Origin of the sequence: Streptomyces sp. NPDC002588 (assembly GCF_040295925.1) — a bacterium.
Taxonomy (GTDB): Bacteria; Actinomycetota; Actinomycetes; order Streptomycetales; family Streptomycetaceae; genus Streptomyces.
The window spans coordinates 31,860-47,722 of the sequence record NZ_JBEOWF010000002.1 but is presented as its reverse complement, the minus strand read 5'-3'; the positions used below and the strand labels follow the sequence as shown (position 1 = coordinate 47,722).

The window sequence follows — 15,863 nt, the reverse complement described above, 5'->3', positions numbered from 1 at the left end:
CCCTTGAGCGGGGCTTCTAGGATATAGATGATTCATCTATCTATTAGGTGTGGGAGTGGCCTCGATGACCGAGAATCCGACCCCGGTGATCCTCACCGAACTCACCGACGACGGGGTCATGGTGCTCACCCTGAACCGGCCCGAGCGCCACAACGCCTGGACGCTGGAGATGGAGCTGCTCTACAACGAGCTGTTCGACCGGGCGGAGGCGGATCCGCGGGTACGGGCCGTGGTGCTCACCGGCGCCGGACGCGGTTTCTGTCCGGGGATGGACATGAGCGTGCTGGACGGGGCGTCGTCGGGTGCCCGCCCGTGGCCGACCGACCGGCTGCCGCCCCGCACCCGGCCCATGTCCTTCCCGAAACCCGTGGTGGCGGCCGTCAACGGCGCCTGCGCCGGCATCGGCTTCAACCAGGCGCTGATGTGCGACGTACGGTTCGCCGTGCCGCACGCCAGGTTCGCCGCCGCCTTCAGCGCGCGCGGTCTGGTCGCCGAGGACGGGGTGGCGTGGCTGCTGCCCCGGATCGTGGGCTACGGCAACGCCGCCGACCTGCTGCTCTCCTCACGGAAGATCACGGGATCGGAGGCCCTCGCGATGGGCCTGGTCAATCGCCTCGTCGAGCCGGACGAACTCCTCCCGGTGGCGCTCGCGTACGCCACCGACCTGGCGCGGTCGGCGAGTCCCTACGCGATGTCCCTCATCAAGCGGCAGCTCGCCGACGACCAGGCGCGGACCTTCACCGAGAGCCGTGACAGCGCCGCCGCGCTGCTGGCGACGGCCAAGCGGGCTCCCGACTACCGCGAGGGGGTGCTGAGCTTCATGGAACGCCGACGACCCGAGTTCGCGGGGCTGGAAGAGGCCTCCGCATGACCCGCGCCGAGCTTCCCCTGCATCGCCGTACGGTCACCGTCACGGCGTACGAGGAGGCCGGCGGGGAGATCTCCGTAGAGGCGGAGCTGCGCGACGAGCGTCCTTGGGAGAAGCCGCCGGGCGGGGTCGTCCACCGTATGGCGCTCGCGGTGCGGATCCGGCTCGCCGACATGGTGATCACGGCGGCCGGCGCGCACATGCGGGAGTTCCCGCACGCCGAGTGTCCGCTGATCGCCCCCGCCTTCGACGGACTGGTCGGGCTGAGCGTCGCGGCCGGGTACAACCGGGCGGTCCAGGAGCGCTTCCGCGGAGTCTCCGGCTGTACCCATCTGCACGAGCTGTCCCGCGCCCTCGGCCCTGCCACCGTCCAGGCGGCGATCTCCGCGGGCGCGCTGCGCCGCGCCGCCGACGGCGTGCCGGTGCACAATCCGCGGGCCACCGCCGGCGTGCTGAACAGCTGCCACATCTGGGCCCCGGACGGGGTGGGCCTGCGCAAGCTGGACGCGGGCTGGCGCCCGGGAACGGGCCCGCGCCCGGTCCCGGAAGTCGGCGCGTTCGAGCGGCCCGCGGGCCGGTGACGCCCGCGGGCCGTGCCGCCGGACGCGGGGGCGCCTACGGGCCGGTGATCCTGGGTTCCCGCGGCAGCCCGAGGACCTTCTCCGCGAGGATGTTCCGCTGTACCTGCGAGGTTCCCGCGTAGATCGTGCCGGAGCGGGCGATCAGATACGTCGTCGACCACGACGCCGAGGAGTTCGCGGCACCGGGGTCGTCGGCGCGGTAGGTGCGCAGGGGCGGCCGGCCCGCCGGCACCTGGCCGTGCAGGCCCATGATGTCCATCGCCAGATCGGTGACCTCGGTGTGGTACTCGCTCCAGTACAGCTTGGCGATCGACGTCTCCGGGCCGGGCTCGGCGCCCTTGAGCCAGCCGGTGAGGATCCGGTAGCCGAGGTAGCGCATGATCTCGACCTTGGACCAGCACCAGGCGATCCGCTGCCGGATCACCGGGTCCTGGTCCCTGCCGTACTGCCGGGCCAGCTCCACCAGCCGCTCCACCTCGGCCCGGAACAGGACCGGGTTGGTCGCCGCCTCCTCGCCGCGCTCCACGCCCAGCAGGCTCTGGGCGACGGTCCAGCCGTTGTCCACCCCGCCGACGACGAGGTCGGCCCGGGTACGGGCGCCGTCGAAGAACACCTCGTTGAAATGGAGCTGCCCGCTCATCATGCGGAACGGGCGCACCTCGACGCCGGGCTGGTCGAGCGGGACCAGCAGGAAGGAGATGCCGCGGTGCCAGGGCGCGGCGCTGTCCGTGCGGGCCAGGACGAAGATCCAGTCGCTGTGGTGGGCGCCGGACGTCCACACCTTCTGCCCGTCGATCACCCACTCCTCGCCCTCGAGCACCGCCCGGGTCCGCAGGGCGGCCAGGTCCGAGCCCGCGTCCGGCTCCGAGTACCCCTGGCACCAGGTGTCCTCACCGCTGAGGATGCGCGGCAGGAAGCGGGCCTTCTGCTCGTCCGTGCCCCAGCGCAGCAGCGTGTTCGCCAGCATCTTCACGCCGAAGGTGTCCTGTGGCAGCCCGAACGGCACTCCGGCCAGGGCGAGTTCCTCCATCAACACGACCTGGTGGAGCTTGGACAGGTCACGGCCGCCGTAGGGCTTCGGCCAGGTGAGGGAGAGGTAGCCGCGCTCGGCGAGCCGTCCGCGCCAGTCGCGGGCGAAGGCCCGGGCGGCCTCCTCGTCGAGGGCGCCGATGCCCTTCCAGTCCGACGGCAGCGCCTCGGTGAGGAACTCCTTGACCTCGGCACGGAACGCCTCGGTCTGCGGGGGATAGCTGATGTCCACCTGCTCTTCCTCCCTGTCGATGCACCTGCCGATGCACCTGGTGATGCCCCTGTTGATACTTTCAGTGTAATAGGTTATCTATTTTAGAAGAATAAGCGAGTGACGGAAGGGTCGGGGCGAGCGGACATGGGACTGCTGGACGGCCGGAACGCCGTGGTCACCGGCGGCGCACAGGGAATCGGCTACGAGATCGCCGGCGTCCTCGGCGGCGCGGGTGCCCGCGTGGTCATAGGCGACCTGGACGAGGGCGCCGCGGCCGAGGCCGCCGAGCGGCTCGCGGGGAACGGCGTCGAGGCCTCCTCGGCGCGCTGCGACGTCACCGACGAGGACCAGGTCGCCGCCCTCGTCGCCCACTGCGCCGAGGTCTTCGGGCCCGTCGGCGTCATGGTCAACAACGCCGGCATCACCCGGGACGCGACCCTGCGCAGGATGCCCGTCTCCGACTTCCGCGCCGTCCTCGACGTTCACCTCACGGGCGCCTGGAACGGCACCCGCTTCGCCGCCGAGGCGATGCGCGCACACGGCCGGGGCGGCAGCATCGTCAACATCTCCTCCATCGCCGGCAAGGTCGGAAACTTCGGGCAGACCAACTACAGCGCGGCCAAGGCCGGACTCGTCGGCCTCACCAAGGCCTCCGCGAAGGAGCTGGCCAAGGCGGGCATCCGGGTCAACGCCGTGCAGCCGGGACTGATCCGTACCGCGATGACGGAGGCGATGCCCCGGGCGGCCTGGGACGCCAAGCTCGCCGAGATCCCGATGGGCCGCGCGGGCGAACCCGCCGAGGTCGCCCAGGTGGTCCTCTTCCTCGCCTCCGGCATGGCGAGCTACCTCACCGGAGCCGTGATCGAGGTGACCGGTGGCCGGTACATGTGAATTCCCGTCCACGAAAGGCATGACGGATGCGTGACGCGGTCATCTGCGAACCGATACGGACCCCGGTGGGCGGCTACGGGGGAGCCTTCCGCGACGTCACCGCCGCCGAACTGGCGGCCGCCGTCGTACGGGCCGTCCTCGACCGCACCGGGATCCCGCCGTCGGCCGTGGACGACGTCCTCCTCGGCCAGTGCTACCCCAACGGCGAGGCCCCGGCCATCGGCCGTGTCGCCGCCCTGGACGCCGGACTGCCCGTCGAGGTGCCCGGACTCCAGATCGACCGCCGCTGCGGCTCGGGACTCCAGGCGGTCATCACCGCGGCGATGCAGGTGCAGACCGGCGCGAGCGACCTCGTGCTGGCCGGCGGTGTCGAGTCCATGAGCCGGGCCGAGTTCTACACCACCGACGTCCGCTGGGGCGTGCGCGGCGCCGGCACCACCCTCCACGACCGCCTGGCCCGCGGCCGCGTCACCTCGGGCGGCGCCAACCACCCGGTACCCGGCGGCATGCTGGAGACCGCCGAGAACCTGCGCCGCGCGTACGGCATCCCCCGCGAGGAACAGGACGCACTCGCCCTGCGCTCCCACGAGAAGGCCGTGGCGGCCCAGCGCGAGGGGCGCTTCACCGACGAGATCGTGCCCGTGACGGTACGGACGCGGCGCGGCGAGACGGTCGTCCACACCGACGAACACCCGCGCCCCGACTCCTCGTTGGAGAAACTCGCCACGCTGCGACCGGTGCTCGGCCGGCAGGACCCGGAGGCGACGGTCACGGCCGGCAACGCCAGCGGGCAGAACGACGGCGCCGCGCTCTGCGTCGTCACCCACCCCGAGCGGGCCGCCGAACTCGGCCTGCGCCCCCTCGGCCGGCTGGTCTCCTGGGCCGTCGTCGGCGTACCGCCGGAGACCATGGGCATCGGCCCGGTCCCCGCCACCGCCCGGGCACTCGAGCGCGCCGGACTGAAACTCGCCGACATCGACCTCATCGAACTCAACGAGGCGTTCGCCGCCCAGGTGCTCGCCTGCACCCGGGAATGGGCCCTGACCGAGACCGACTTCGAGCGGTTCAACGTCAACGGCTCCGGTATCTCGCTCGGCCACCCGGTCGGCGCCACCGGCGGCCGCATCCTCGCCACCCTGCTGCGCGAACTCGACCGCCGTCAGGCCCGCTACGGCCTGGAGACCATGTGCCTGGGCGGCGGCCAGGGACTGGCCGCGGTCTTCGAACGACCCGGCAACGACATCACCGGAGGACGCTGACATGCCCGGACTGCTCGCATACGGCGCCCACGTGCCGTACCACCGGCTCGCCCGGGCCGATGTCGCCGCCGCGCTGGGCACCGGTGCGGGGAGGGGAACCCGGGCGGTGGCCGGCTACGACGAGGACACCACGTCGATGGCCGTCGAGGCGGCCCGGGTCGCCCTGGCCCGCGACGGTCTGCGGCCCCGCATCGGCCAGCTCTTCCTGGCCACCGCCGCCCCCGCCTACCTCGACAAGACGAACGCGACCGCCGTGCACGCCGCGCTCGGCCTCGGCGAGCACGTGCTCGCCGCCGACATGGCCGGATCCGTCCGCTCGGGCCTCGGCGCGCTGGTGACCGCCGCCCGCTCCCCGGTGCCCACCCTGGCCGTCCTGTCCGACCTGCGCACCGGCCTGCCCGGCGGCGCCGACGAGGTCGCGGGCGGCGACGCCGCGGCGGCGTTCGTCTTCGGCGGACACCGGGGCGACGCGCCGGTCCTCGCGGAACTGCTCGCCCACGACACCGTCAGCGACGAGATCCTCGACCGCTGGCGGCTGCCGGGCGCCCCCGCCTCCCGTGTCTGGGAGGAGCGCTTCGCCGAGGAGATCTACGTGTCCCTCGCCGACAAGGCGCTGGCCGCCGCCCTCGACCAGGCGGGCCTGGAGCGCGGGGCCATCGACCACCTCGTCGTCGCCGGGCTGCACGCGCGCGCGTGCGCGTCGGTCCGCCGCACGGCGGGGGCCCGCCCCGAGGCGGTGACCCCGGACCTCTCCGCGGTGATCGGCAACGCGGGCACCGCCCAGCCCGGGCTGCTCCTCGCCGACGTCCTCGACCGGGCCCGCCCCGGCGAGGTCATCGCGCTCCTCGTGCTCGGCGACGGCGCCGGGGTGCTCCTGCTGCGCGCCACCGACGCGCTGCCCGCCCACCGCGCCGCCCGCCCGGTCGCCGCGCAGATCGCCGCGGGCGGCCCGCCGATGCCCTACGCCACCTATCTCTCCTGGCGCGGCCTCCTCGACCGCGAACCGCCCCGCAGGCCGGACCCGGAGCCGCCCTACGCCCCGCCCGCGCACCGCCGGGCCGGCTGGAAGTACGGCTTCGTCGCCGCCCGCTGCGAGAAGTGCGGCACCCGCCAACTGCCACCGGACCGGGTGTGCGCCTCGTGTCACAGCGTCGACTCCATGACCGACGAGCCCATGGAACACGTCAGGGGTACGGTCGCCACGTACACCGTGGACCGGCTGGCCCACACCCCGAGCCCGCCGATGCTCGTCGTGGTCGTCGACTACGACGGCGGCGGCCGGTTCCGCTGCCAGCTCACCGACGCCACCGAGGCGGACGCCGTCATCGGCGCCCGGGTGGAAATGACGTTCCGGCGTACGGTCACCGCCGCCGGCGTGCACAACTACTTCTGGAAGGCCCGCCCGGTGCGCGCGGGCGAGACCGAGGGGACACACCGATGAGCTCGCACGGAATCCGGGACCGCGTCGCGATCGTCGGTATGGGCTGCACGCCCTTCGGCGAGCACTGGACCCGCTCGGCGGACGACCTGCTGGTCGACGCCGTGGGCGAGGCCGTGACCTCGGCCGGTGTCACGCTCGACGACGTCGACGCGTTCTGGTTCGGCACCCAGGCGTCCGGCGTGTCCGGTCTGGCCCTGAGCCGTGCCCTCCGTCTGCCGAACAAGCCCGTCACCCGGGTCGAGAACATGTGCGCCACCGGCTCCGAGGCGTTGCGGGGTGCCTGCTACGCCGTCGCCTCCGGGGCGTACGACGTGGCCATGGCCGTCGGGGTGGAGAAACTCAAGGACTCCGGCATGTCCGGGCTCTCCGGGACGGCGATCCCCGGCGCGGGCGACGACAGCCGCGGTGAGATCACCGCCCCCGCGAACTTCTCCCTCCTCGCCCCCGCCTACGCCGCGAAGTACGGCCTGTCGGAGGAGGAGATGAAGGACGTCATCACCCGTATCGCCTGGAAGAACCACGTCAACGGGGCCCGCAACCCCCGCGCCCAGTTCCGCAAGGAGGTCCCGGCCGAGCGCATCCGGTCGGCGCCGATCGTCGCGGGCATGCTCGGCGTGTTCGACTGCTCGGGCGTCTCCGACGGCTCCGCCGCGGCGATCGTCGTACGCGCCGAGGACGCCTACAAGTACACCGACAGGCCGGTCTTCGTGAAGGCGCTGTCCTTCGTCGCCGGCCCCGCCGACGGCCTCCTCGACCCGGGGTACGACTTCACCACCTTCCCCGAGGTCGTCGTCTCCGCGCAGGAGGCCTACCGGCAGGCGGGGATCACCGACCCGCGCGCCGAACTCGCGCTGGCCGAGGTCCACGACTGCTTCACGCCCACCGAGCTGGTGCTGATGGAGGACCTGGGCTTCGCGGAACGCGGCCAGGCCTGGAAGGACGTCACGAGCGGTGCCTTCGACCTCGACGGATCGCTGCCGGTCAACCCGGACGGCGGCCTGAAGGCCTTCGGTCACCCGATCGGCGCCTCGGGCCTGCGGATGATGTTCGAGGCCTGGCTGCAACTGCGCGGCGAGGCGCCGCCGGAGCGCGCGGTGCGGACCCTGGCCGAGGGGCGCTCGCTCGCCCTCACCCACAACCTGGGCGGCGGGCCCGGCGAATGCGTGTCCTTCGTCTCCGTCGTCGGGAGTCAACTGTCGCAGTGAGAGTCGTAGTGAGAAAGGCGGTTCGGGCATGGGACGGCTCGACCAGAAGATCGCGATCATCACCGGGGCCGCGTCGGGCATCGGCGCGGCCACCGCGCGCCGCGTCGCGGCCGAGGGCGCCCGCACGATCGTCGCGGACCTGAACCCGGAGGGCGCCGAGGCGGTCACGGAGGAGATCCGGGCCGCCGGCGGCGCCGCGACGGCCGTCGCCGTCGACCTCGGCGACGTCGGCAGCGTGCGCGCCATGGTGGCGGCGGCCGTCGAGACGTACGGCGGCCTCGACGTCCTGCACAACAACGCGGCGGCCACCCACCTGGCCGCCCGCCGGGACCTGGCCGTCCTGGAGGCCGACCCGGCGGTCTGGGACGACACGATGCGGATCAACCTGCGCGGGACCATGGTCGCCATCCAGGCGGCCGTCCCGCACCTGCTGGCCCGGGGCGGCGGCTCGATCATCAACACCTCGTCCGGGGCCGGCCTCGCGGGCGACCTGCGCAACCCGGCCTACGGCGCGTCCAAGGCCGCCCTCGTCAACCTGACCCAGTACGTCGCGACGCAGTACGGCAAGCAGGGCGTGCGCTGCAACGCCATCGCGCCCGGCTTCATCGTCACGCCGGCCAGCTCCGGTTCGGCGCACGGGGCGATCCGGGAGGCGATGCTGCGGCACCATCTCACCCCGCGCCTGGGCCGCCCGGAGGACGTCGCCTCGGCGGTGGTGTTCCTCGCCTCCGACGAGTCCTCCTTCATCACCGGCCACACCCTGCGGGTCGACGGCGGCCTGCTCGCCCACCAGCCGTATGTCGCCGACCTGCGGGACGCGTAACCCGTCAGGCCAGGGCCTCGGGCTCCAGGTCGCCCAGATAGGCCGCCCGCACCGCCGGATCGCGCCGCACCTCCTGAGGGGAGCCGGCGCAGATCCGGCGGCCGAAGTCCAGCACCACGATCCGGTCGCAGACGCTCATCACCATGTCGACGTCGTGCTCCACGAGCAGGACGCCCATGCCCCACTCCTCGGCCAGCCGCCGCACCAGGCCGGCCAGCTCCCGTGTCTCGTCGTCCGACAGTCCCGCCGCCGGTTCGTCGAGCAGCAGCACCGACGGCGAGGCCGCCACCGCACGGGCGATGGCGAGCAGCCGCCGCTCCCCGTACGACAGGTCGCCCACCGGCCGCTCCAGGCTGTCCTGGAGTCCGAACTCCCTTACGGCGACCAGGACATGGGCGGGCAGCGGGCGGCTGCCGGGACGGATCAGATCGGTGAGGAAGGCCCACCTGCCGGGCCGGTCGCAGGCCGCGTACAGGTTGTCCAGGACGGTCATGTCCTCGAACAGCTCCAGCGACTGGAAGGACCTGCTGAGCCCGGCGGCGGCCCGCCGGTGCACCGGCAGCCGGGTCACGTCCCGCTTCCCGAGGTGTACGGTGCCCGACGCGGCCCGGGTGAAGCCGGTGACGGCGTCGATGGCGGAGGTCTTGCCGGCGCCGTTGGGCCCGATGAGTCCCACGACCCGGCCCGGCTCGATGTCGAAGGAGAGCCCGTCGACGGCGACGACACCGCCGTAGCGCACGGTCAGATCCCGCACCCGCAGCGCGCACGGCGCGGCCCGGCCGACCGCCGCCGCGGCCTCGTCGCCCCGGTCCTGGTCCGCTGCGGCGGCGGGGCGCCCGGGCAGCAGCCGCGCCGCGCCCTCGCCGACCTCCCGCCCGATGCCGTCCTGGTTGCCCACCAGCGTCAGTACCAGGGCGACGCCGCCGATCAGCGGCATCCAGTCGCTCAGCCCGGGCAGGATCAGGTCACCGAAGCGGGCGCCGACCGTGCCCGCCGCGAAGGTGGCGCCGAACAGCGGGCCCACGAGGAAGCCGGCGCCGCCGATGACGGCGAGCCCCAGCGCGGTCACCGAGTCGAAGCTCGCGAAGTCGGAGAAGACCACCGACGTCGACCGGAAGCCGGTGAGCACGCCGGCGAGCGCGGCGATGGCCGCGGACAGGCCGAACGCGTAGAGCTTGGCCGCGCGGACGTCGATGCCGAGGGCGGCGGCGGCCCGTTCGTTGGCCCGTACGGCGACGAGCCGGCGGCCGGTCCTGCTGCGCCGTACGTTGGCGACCACGAGCGTGGCCAGGGCGAACAGCACGAGGACGACGGCGGCGTACCGCTGCGGATGGTCGATTCCGGAGATGCCGACGCCGAACAGCGTCTGCTTGCCCACGGCGATGCCGTCGCTGCCGGGGGTCGTGGACAGATCGGTGTTCTGGAAGACCATCGCCTCCAGCGTCGTGCCGAGGCCGAGAGTGATGATCGCCAGGTTGACGCCGCGGGTGCGGACCGCGGGGAGCGCGAACAGCAGGCCGATCGGGACCGTGCCCAGCACACCTGCCACCAGGGCGAGTTCGAACGGCCAGCCCCAGTCCGCGGCGGCGTGCCCGGCGATGAAGGCGCCGGTCCCGGCGAGGGCGTAGGCCGCGAGGGAGACCTGCCCCGCGTAGCCGGTGACCACCACGATCGACAGGATGACCAGCGACAGCACCAGCGTGTTGGTGATCGCGTCGGCCCACAGCGGCGAGGAGAGGCTCACCAGCACCAGTCCCGCCGCGACGGCGAGCACCAGCGGGACGGGGCGGACGCGTCCGGTGCCGAGGGCGGGCAGCCGCTCCAGGAACGTGCCGCGCAGCGGCAGCGCCCGGCCGCGCGCGACCAGCACCAGGGCGATGAACAGGAAGGGCACCGACGAGGCGAGGCCGGTGACGCCGGAGCCGAAGCGGGTCAGTTCGGACTGCACGACGCCGATGACCAGACCGCCCGCCAGGGTGACGGGGAAGGAGGAGAACCGGCCGACCAGCGCGGCGGCCAGCGCGCTCAGCAGCAGTGTGGTCAGACCGCCCACGGACAGGCCGATGACCGGCACGATCAGGATGCCGGTCAGCCCGGCGAGCGCCGAACCCAGCGCCCAGTTGGCGGCGGCGACCAGGTCGGGGGACCAGCCGAGCGAGGCGGCGGCGCCCTCGTTCTCCGCGACCGCCGTGGTGCCCAGCCCGAACAGGGTGTGCCGGTAGAGGAGATGAAGGCCGGCGGTGATGACGACCGCGATGCCGAGCAGCCACGCCCGGTCCTCGGAGACCGTCGCGCCGGCGATGGTCAGCAGCCGGGCCGGCAGCCTGCCCGGCACCAACTCCAGGCTGTCGCCGTAGCGTTTGACGGCGACGGCGGTGAGCACGATGAACACGGCCAGGGTGCCCACCAGCCGGGCCGGAGAGGACGCCCGGCGCAGCGGGCGGATCACCAGCAGATGGGTGAGCAGCCCCAGCAGCGCGGACGCGAGGACCCCGCAGCCGGTGGCGGGCCAGTAGGGCACGCCGTGTTGCGCGGCGAGCTCCCACTGTACGTAGGCGCCGGCCATTCCGATGGCGCCGTGGGCGAGGTTGAGCACCCCGGAGCCCCGGTAGACCAGCACGATGCCGTGCGCGGTGAGTGCGTAAAGGGCCCCGAGCCCCAGGCCGAGCAGTGCGAAACGCAGGACGTCGTCCATCTGTGGCACCTCCAGACAGACAGAGTAATTATTTAAATAATTGTGTCCAGAGTACTTCACTAACCAATGTCGCCGCCTCCATGCTGTTCGGCATCTCGACGTCGCCCAATGGGCGCGAGCCTCGTGGAGGAACCATGAACCACCCACGCCGACGCAGAACCACCGCGGCGAGCTGTCTCGCGGTGACCGCGACCCTGCTGGCCGCCGGATGCGGGGGAGAGGCGTCCGGCAGCTCCACGGAGACCTCCTCGCTGAAGGGCACCCCCGTCAAGGTGATGGTCTGGGACCCGGAGGACACCCAGGGCAGCGCCCAGCCCGGCGTCCGCCTCACCGCCCAGGCCTACGAGAAGTGGATCAACGCCAACGGCGGGATCAAGGGCGGCCCGCTGAAGGTCGTCACCTGCAACGAGAAGAACGACCCCGACGAGGCCGAGAAGTGCGCCCAGCAGGCGGTCGCCGAGAAGGTCGTCGCGGTCGTCGGCTCCTACAGCCTGGCCGGCGACCGGTACATGCCGATCCTGGAGAAGGCCGGCATCCCCTACCTCGGCGGCACCGGCGTCTCGGCCGCCGAGTTCTCCAGCCCGCTGTCCTTCCCGGTCAACGGCGGCACCCCGGCGGTGTTCGCGGCCCACGGCAAGCAGCTCGTGGAATCCGGCTGCAAGAAGATCTCCGGCGTCCGCTACGACCTGGCCGCCGCCGCGATCGTCTCGCAGTTCCTCACCCTGGGCGCGATGTCCGCCGGCGGCTCCGCCCCCAAGGACCTGAAGGTGCCGGTCACCGCGACCGACCTCGCCCCGCAGGTCGCCGCCGCGACCAAGAACAGCGACTGCGTCAGCGTCATCCTCGGCACGCACTCCGACCTGTTCGTGAAGGCGTACGTCCAGTCCGGCGCCAAGACGAAGCTCGGCAGCGTCGTCGGCAACCTCACCCCGGAGCTCGCCGCGAGCACCGGCGGCAGCGGCAGCCCGCTCGAGGGCGCCGTGATCACCGGCTACTACCCGCCGGTCTCCGACGCGGCATGGAAGGTCTTCAGCGAGGCAGCCTCCGGCAACAAGGAGATCGACACCTCCAACGGCGCCAACGAGACGACCTGGGTGGCCTTCACCGTCTTCACCGAGGCGGTCAAGAAGCTGTCGGCGATCACGTCGAAGGCCCTGGTGCAGGAGCTGAACACCACCTCGGGCATCAGCACCGGCGGCCTGACCCCGCCGCTGACCTGGAGCGCGTCCACGGCCCTGCCGATCAAGGGTCTCAACCGCATCCACAACGCCACCGCCACCGAACTGACCATCCGCGACGGGAAGATCGAGTGGGCGAAGTCCGGATCGACCTTCGTCGACGTCCGCAAGGTGCTGACCGCCGCCTCGGCCGGCTGACCTGTCGCCCGACCGACCGTAGGAGAACGTCCGTGCACGACACCGGACAGCCCCTGATCGAAACCCGCGCCCTGTCCGCCGGATACGGCGCCCGTCCCGTCGTACGCGATCTCGACATCGAGGTCCGCCCCGGCGAGGTCGTCGCCCTCCTCGGGCCCAACGGCGCGGGCAAGACCACGACGCTCCGCGTGCTGTCGGGCGATCTGACCCCCCTGGGCGGCGAGGTGCGCTGGCTGGGGGGCACCGGCCACGCACCCCTGCACCGGCGTGCCCGTGAGGGCCTCGCGTACGTCGGAGAACGCGCGGTCTTCACCCGGCTCGACACCGCGGACAACCTCCGGGTGGGCCGGGTGCGGGCCGAGCAGGCCCTCGCCCTCTTCCCCGAACTCGACAAACGCCTGAGGACGGGCGCCGGCATGCTGTCGGGCGGCGAACAGCAGATGCTGTCACTGGCCCGGGCGCTGTGCCGCGCGCCCAGGCTGCTCCTCGCGGACGAACTGTCCCTCGGTCTCGCCCCCCTCGTGGTCGACCGCCTCCTGCGCGCCGTGCGCGAGGCGGCGGACCGGGGGCTCGGCGCCCTGCTGGTCGAACAGCACGTCCGCAAGGTGCTCGACATCGCGGACCGCGTGTACGTGCTGCGCCGCGGCCGGGTCGCCCTGAGCGGCACCCCGAAGGAACTGCGCGGACAGCTCGACGCGATCGAGTCCTCCTATCTCGCGAACGACCCCACGTCCTGACCGATTGAGGTGGTTGCCGTGCCCAGCGCACGCGAACAGATCCGGAACCTCGCGGTGACCGGAGACACCTTCGACCAACCCGCCGACGAAATAGGCGAGTTGCAGATGGAAGCGGCCCGGGAGACCTTCGCAGCGCACCGCGAGCGCATCCCGCTGCTGCGCACCCGGGCCGAGGAGACCGGCGTGCGGGACATCGGCGGCCTCGAGGACCTCGTGCCGCTGCTGTTCTCCCACACCAGCTACAAGTCGTACCCCGTCTCCCTCATCACCCAGGGCCGCTGGGACCGCCTGCTGCGCTGGTACTCGACCGTCTCCGTGGTGGAACCGGACGAGGTCGACGTGGAGGGCGTCCGGGACATCGACGAGTGGACCGACCGCGTCACCGCCGCGGGACACCGCCCGTACATCACCAGCGGCACCTCGGGGAAGGTCTCCTTCCTCAACTGCGACGCGAGCGACCTGGGTTTCCTGCGCGACATCCTGGAGAACCTCACCTGCTGGCCCGACCCGCTGCCGCCCGAGCCCACCCGGCGCGCCTATCTGCTCGCCCCGGCCGGCGGCCCGATGCGCTCCATCGACGGCTACCGCTGGCATGCGGAGGTCTTCGCCAGGCCCGGCGAGACCCGCCTGCTCACCGAGGAACCACTGCGGGTCTCCGAGCTGATGAGCAGTGCCCTGCTGCGCCGCCGCATGGCCGAGGGCACCGCGACCCCGCAGGAGATCAGCTCCTTCGAGAGCGCGTCCGCCTCCCGGGAGCGGGAACTGGACGCGGCCGTGAACCGGATCGTCGACGACATCGCCGAGCACCGCGACGAACCGCTCCTCGTCGCCGGCATGAACAACCAGCAGTTCACCCTGATCCAGGCACTGCGCGCGCGGGGCGTCGCCGACGGCAGCCTCCACCCGGACACCCTGGTGCTCAGCGGTGGCGGCAACAAGAACGGGGCGCTGCCCGACGACTACCAGGAGCAGTTCGCCGCCTTCTACGCCGGCGTACGGCGGGTGCGCAGCTACGGCATGACGGAACTCCAGGGCTCCTGCCTGGCCTGCGAGCGGGGCCACTACCACCTGCCGCCGTGGGTGATCCCGCTGGTGCTCGACCAGCCGGGAGAGAAGCTGCTGAACACCGAAGAGGCCGTCGTGGAAGGGCGGTTCGCGTTCCTGGACGTCTCCCTGGAGGGCCGCTGGGGCGGACTGATCAGCGGTGACCGCGTCCTCGTCGACTTCGCGCGGTGCGCCTGCGGCCGTCCCGGACCGGCCGTCCTGCCGGACATCACCCGCTACGGCGACCTCGGCGGCGACGACAAGATCACCTGCGCCGCGACGCTCGACTCCTACGTACGGGGGATGATCCACGGATGAGCGGCACCGCACTCGACGGCGCGGTGGCCGTCGTCCATGTGATCCGGGGCGAGGCCGACGACGGCCCGCACCTCACCCACGGCCGCGGGAGCTTCACCGCACCGGCCCTCGACCTGGACCGCCTCGTATGGCCCCGCAGCGAACCCGGCCCCGCCTTCCACGTGCCCGTCGCGGAGATCGTGGAACTGCTGGTGGAGACCGGCGAGGCGCTCAGGGCCGACCGGGACGGCCTGCTCGCCGAGGCACTGGACCGGATGGCCCCGGTCAGTCGGCTCCCCGCCGAGATCCTCGAACGCGCCTACGCCGCGCTGTGGCGCAGCTTCCGGCGACCCTCCCTGTACGCCCAGATCGACCACGAACTCGGCGGGGCGGACGTCCTCGACGGCTGGCGCGAGGTGCGGCTCCCCGAGGGCCGGGTCGCGGCCACCCGCGCCTTCCCGCCCCGCCTGGTGCACATCATCGCCGGCAACGCGCCCGGCGTCGCCGCGATGTCGGTGGTGCGCGGCGCGCTCACCAAGGGCGTCAATCTGCTGAAACTGCCCTCGAACGACCTGTTCACCGCGACCGCGATCCTGCGCACCATGGCCGCTGTGGCCCCCGGGCACCCCGTCGTCCGCTCCTTCTCGGCGGTGTACTGGCGTGGCGGCGACGAGAGCGTGGAGAGCGTGCTGTTCCGGCCCCAGTTCTTCGACAAACTGGTCGCCTGGGGTGGCGAGGGCACGATCCGCGGCGCGCTCAGATACGTCGGCCCGGGATTCGAGCTCGTCTCCTTCGACCCCAAGACCTCCATCTCGCTCATCGGCCGTGAGGCCTTCGCCTCCGCCGAGGCCCTGGCCAGGGCCGCCGACGCGGGCGCCGCCGACGCCGCGTTCTTCAACCAGCAGGCCTGCGTGGCCAGCCGCTTCCAGTTCGTCGAGGGCTCGCCGGAGGAGGCCGACCGCTACGCCGCGCTGCTGTGCGAACGCCTGGGTGTGGCCCGGGAGTTCAGCTCGGCGGGCGGTCCGCGGGTGCCCGCGGAACTCCGGGAGGAGATCGACGTACTGCGCTCCATGGAGCCCGACTACCGGGTGTGGGGCGGCTACGACGGCACGGGTCTGGTCATCCGCTCGTCAGAACCCGTGGACTTCCACCCCGACGGCAAGATCGTCAACGTCGTGCCGGTGGGCGCGCTGTCCGAGGCCGTCGCACACGCCGGGGTCGCCACCCAGACCGTCGGCGTGTTCCCCGACTCCCGCAAGACGGAACTGCGCGACGCCCTCGCCTGCGCCGGTGTCCAGCGGGTGGTCTCCCTGGGCGGAGCGGGCGGCATGCCACCGGGCCTCTCCCACGACGGCTTCTACCCCCTGCAGAGACTCATGCGCTGGGTGAACGACGAGTGACGG

Annotated in this window: 13 protein-coding genes; 11 read left to right on the top strand and 2 right to left on the bottom strand. The window is 72.5% G+C overall.

All coding sequences use genetic code 11. The features are described from left to right. Window positions 1–64 precede the first annotated feature (64 nt). Together ABT057_RS02880 and ABT057_RS02875 are read left to right on the top strand one after the other, a co-directional pair. Window positions 65–871: an enoyl-CoA hydratase-related protein gene (locus tag ABT057_RS02880; RefSeq protein ID WP_352340628.1), complete on the top strand. Its 807-nt coding sequence runs from the start codon at window positions 65–67 to the stop codon at window positions 869–871. Continuing rightward, window positions 868–1,449 carry a DUF2889 domain-containing protein gene (locus ABT057_RS02875; protein WP_352340627.1) on the top strand — a complete coding sequence of 194 codons (582 nt, stop codon included), beginning with the start codon at window positions 868–870 and terminating at the stop codon, window positions 1,447–1,449. Before ABT057_RS02880 ends, ABT057_RS02875 begins: the two co-directional genes overlap by 4 nt. Before the next feature lie 34 nt (window positions 1,450–1,483). Here the strand turns inward: ABT057_RS02875 and ABT057_RS02870 are convergent, their stop codons facing one another. Next, window positions 1,484–2,710, bottom strand: coding sequence for an acyl-CoA dehydrogenase family protein (locus ABT057_RS02870; RefSeq protein ID WP_352340626.1), 1,227 nt, complete (start codon window positions 2,708–2,710; stop codon window positions 1,484–1,486). 126 nt (window positions 2,711–2,836) lie between these two features. Here ABT057_RS02870 and fabG point away from each other — a divergent pair, with 126 nt between their 5' ends. From fabG to ABT057_RS02845, 5 genes are read left to right on the top strand one after another with little or no spacing between them, the layout of a single operon-like run. Next, window positions 2,837–3,583 carry a 3-oxoacyl-ACP reductase FabG gene (gene fabG / locus ABT057_RS02865; protein ID WP_352340625.1) on the top strand — a complete coding sequence of 249 codons (747 nt, stop codon included), beginning with the start codon at window positions 2,837–2,839 and terminating at the stop codon, window positions 3,581–3,583. Window positions 3,584–3,609: 26 nt separating this feature from the next. Further along, window positions 3,610–4,842, top strand: coding sequence for an acetyl-CoA C-acetyltransferase (locus tag ABT057_RS02860; protein ID WP_352340624.1), 1,233 nt, complete (start codon window positions 3,610–3,612; stop codon window positions 4,840–4,842). Window position 4,843: 1 nt separating this feature from the next. Beyond that, entirely contained in the window at window positions 4,844–6,283 is a 1,440-nt protein-coding gene (locus ABT057_RS02855; RefSeq protein WP_352340623.1) for an OB-fold domain-containing protein, read from the top strand. Then, window positions 6,280–7,488 (top strand): acetyl-CoA acetyltransferase, encoded by a 1,209-nt coding sequence (locus ABT057_RS02850; RefSeq protein ID WP_352340622.1) that lies wholly within the window; start codon window positions 6,280–6,282, stop codon window positions 7,486–7,488. Before ABT057_RS02855 ends, ABT057_RS02850 begins: the two co-directional genes overlap by 4 nt. 28 nt (window positions 7,489–7,516) lie before the next feature. After that, a complete protein-coding gene (locus tag ABT057_RS02845; protein ID WP_352340621.1) occupies window positions 7,517–8,311 on the top strand; it encodes an SDR family NAD(P)-dependent oxidoreductase in 795 nt (264 codons plus the stop codon). A gap of 4 nt (window positions 8,312–8,315) precedes the next feature. On the opposite strand, the gene ABT057_RS02840 is transcribed toward ABT057_RS02845, so the two are convergent. Then, complete coding sequence (locus tag ABT057_RS02840) at window positions 8,316–11,006, bottom strand: ABC transporter permease subunit (RefSeq protein ID WP_352340620.1); 2,691 nt, start codon at window positions 11,004–11,006, stop codon at window positions 8,316–8,318. 134 nt (window positions 11,007–11,140) lie between these two features. Here ABT057_RS02840 and ABT057_RS02835 point away from each other — a divergent pair, with 134 nt between their 5' ends. Genes ABT057_RS02835 through ABT057_RS02820 form a run of 4 tightly spaced genes read left to right on the top strand, consistent with a single transcriptional unit; the run spans window position 11,141 to window position 15,860 of the window. Further along, the gene (locus ABT057_RS02835) at window positions 11,141–12,382 is read left to right on the top strand and encodes an ABC transporter substrate-binding protein (protein ID WP_352340619.1); all 1,242 of its coding nucleotides are present in this window, start codon (window positions 11,141–11,143) and stop codon (window positions 12,380–12,382) included. Between the two features lie 32 nt (window positions 12,383–12,414). Continuing rightward, a complete protein-coding gene (locus ABT057_RS02830) occupies window positions 12,415–13,119 on the top strand; it encodes an ABC transporter ATP-binding protein (RefSeq protein ID WP_352340618.1) in 705 nt (234 codons plus the stop codon). Between the two features lie 18 nt (window positions 13,120–13,137). Next, window positions 13,138–14,481: a phenylacetate--CoA ligase family protein gene (locus ABT057_RS02825; protein ID WP_352340617.1), complete on the top strand. Its 1,344-nt coding sequence runs from the start codon at window positions 13,138–13,140 to the stop codon at window positions 14,479–14,481. Further along, the gene (locus ABT057_RS02820; RefSeq protein ID WP_352340616.1) at window positions 14,478–15,860 is read left to right on the top strand and encodes an acyl-CoA reductase; all 1,383 of its coding nucleotides are present in this window, start codon (window positions 14,478–14,480) and stop codon (window positions 15,858–15,860) included. The genes ABT057_RS02825 and ABT057_RS02820 overlap by 4 nt, the downstream gene beginning before the upstream one ends. The last annotated feature ends 3 nt before the right edge of the window (window positions 15,861–15,863 follow it).

Coding starts and splice junctions, on each gene's coding strand:
- ABT057_RS02855 (WP_352340623.1), top strand. CDS start 4,844: ATGCCCGGACTGCTCGCATACGGCGCCCACGTGCCGTACCACCGGCTC.
- ABT057_RS02875 (WP_352340627.1), top strand. CDS start 868: ATGACCCGCGCCGAGCTTCCCCTGCATCGCCGTACGGTCACCGTCACG.
- ABT057_RS02845 (WP_352340621.1), top strand. CDS start 7,517: ATGGGACGGCTCGACCAGAAGATCGCGATCATCACCGGGGCCGCGTCG.
- ABT057_RS02860 (WP_352340624.1), top strand. CDS start 3,610: ATGCGTGACGCGGTCATCTGCGAACCGATACGGACCCCGGTGGGCGGC.
- ABT057_RS02820 (WP_352340616.1), top strand. CDS start 14,478: ATGAGCGGCACCGCACTCGACGGCGCGGTGGCCGTCGTCCATGTGATC.
- ABT057_RS02880 (WP_352340628.1), top strand. CDS start 65: ATGACCGAGAATCCGACCCCGGTGATCCTCACCGAACTCACCGACGAC.
- fabG (WP_352340625.1), top strand. CDS start 2,837: ATGGGACTGCTGGACGGCCGGAACGCCGTGGTCACCGGCGGCGCACAG.
- ABT057_RS02840 (WP_352340620.1), bottom strand. CDS start 11,006: ATGGACGACGTCCTGCGTTTCGCACTGCTCGGCCTGGGGCTCGGGGCC.
- ABT057_RS02850 (WP_352340622.1), top strand. CDS start 6,280: ATGAGCTCGCACGGAATCCGGGACCGCGTCGCGATCGTCGGTATGGGC.
- ABT057_RS02835 (WP_352340619.1), top strand. CDS start 11,141: ATGAACCACCCACGCCGACGCAGAACCACCGCGGCGAGCTGTCTCGCG.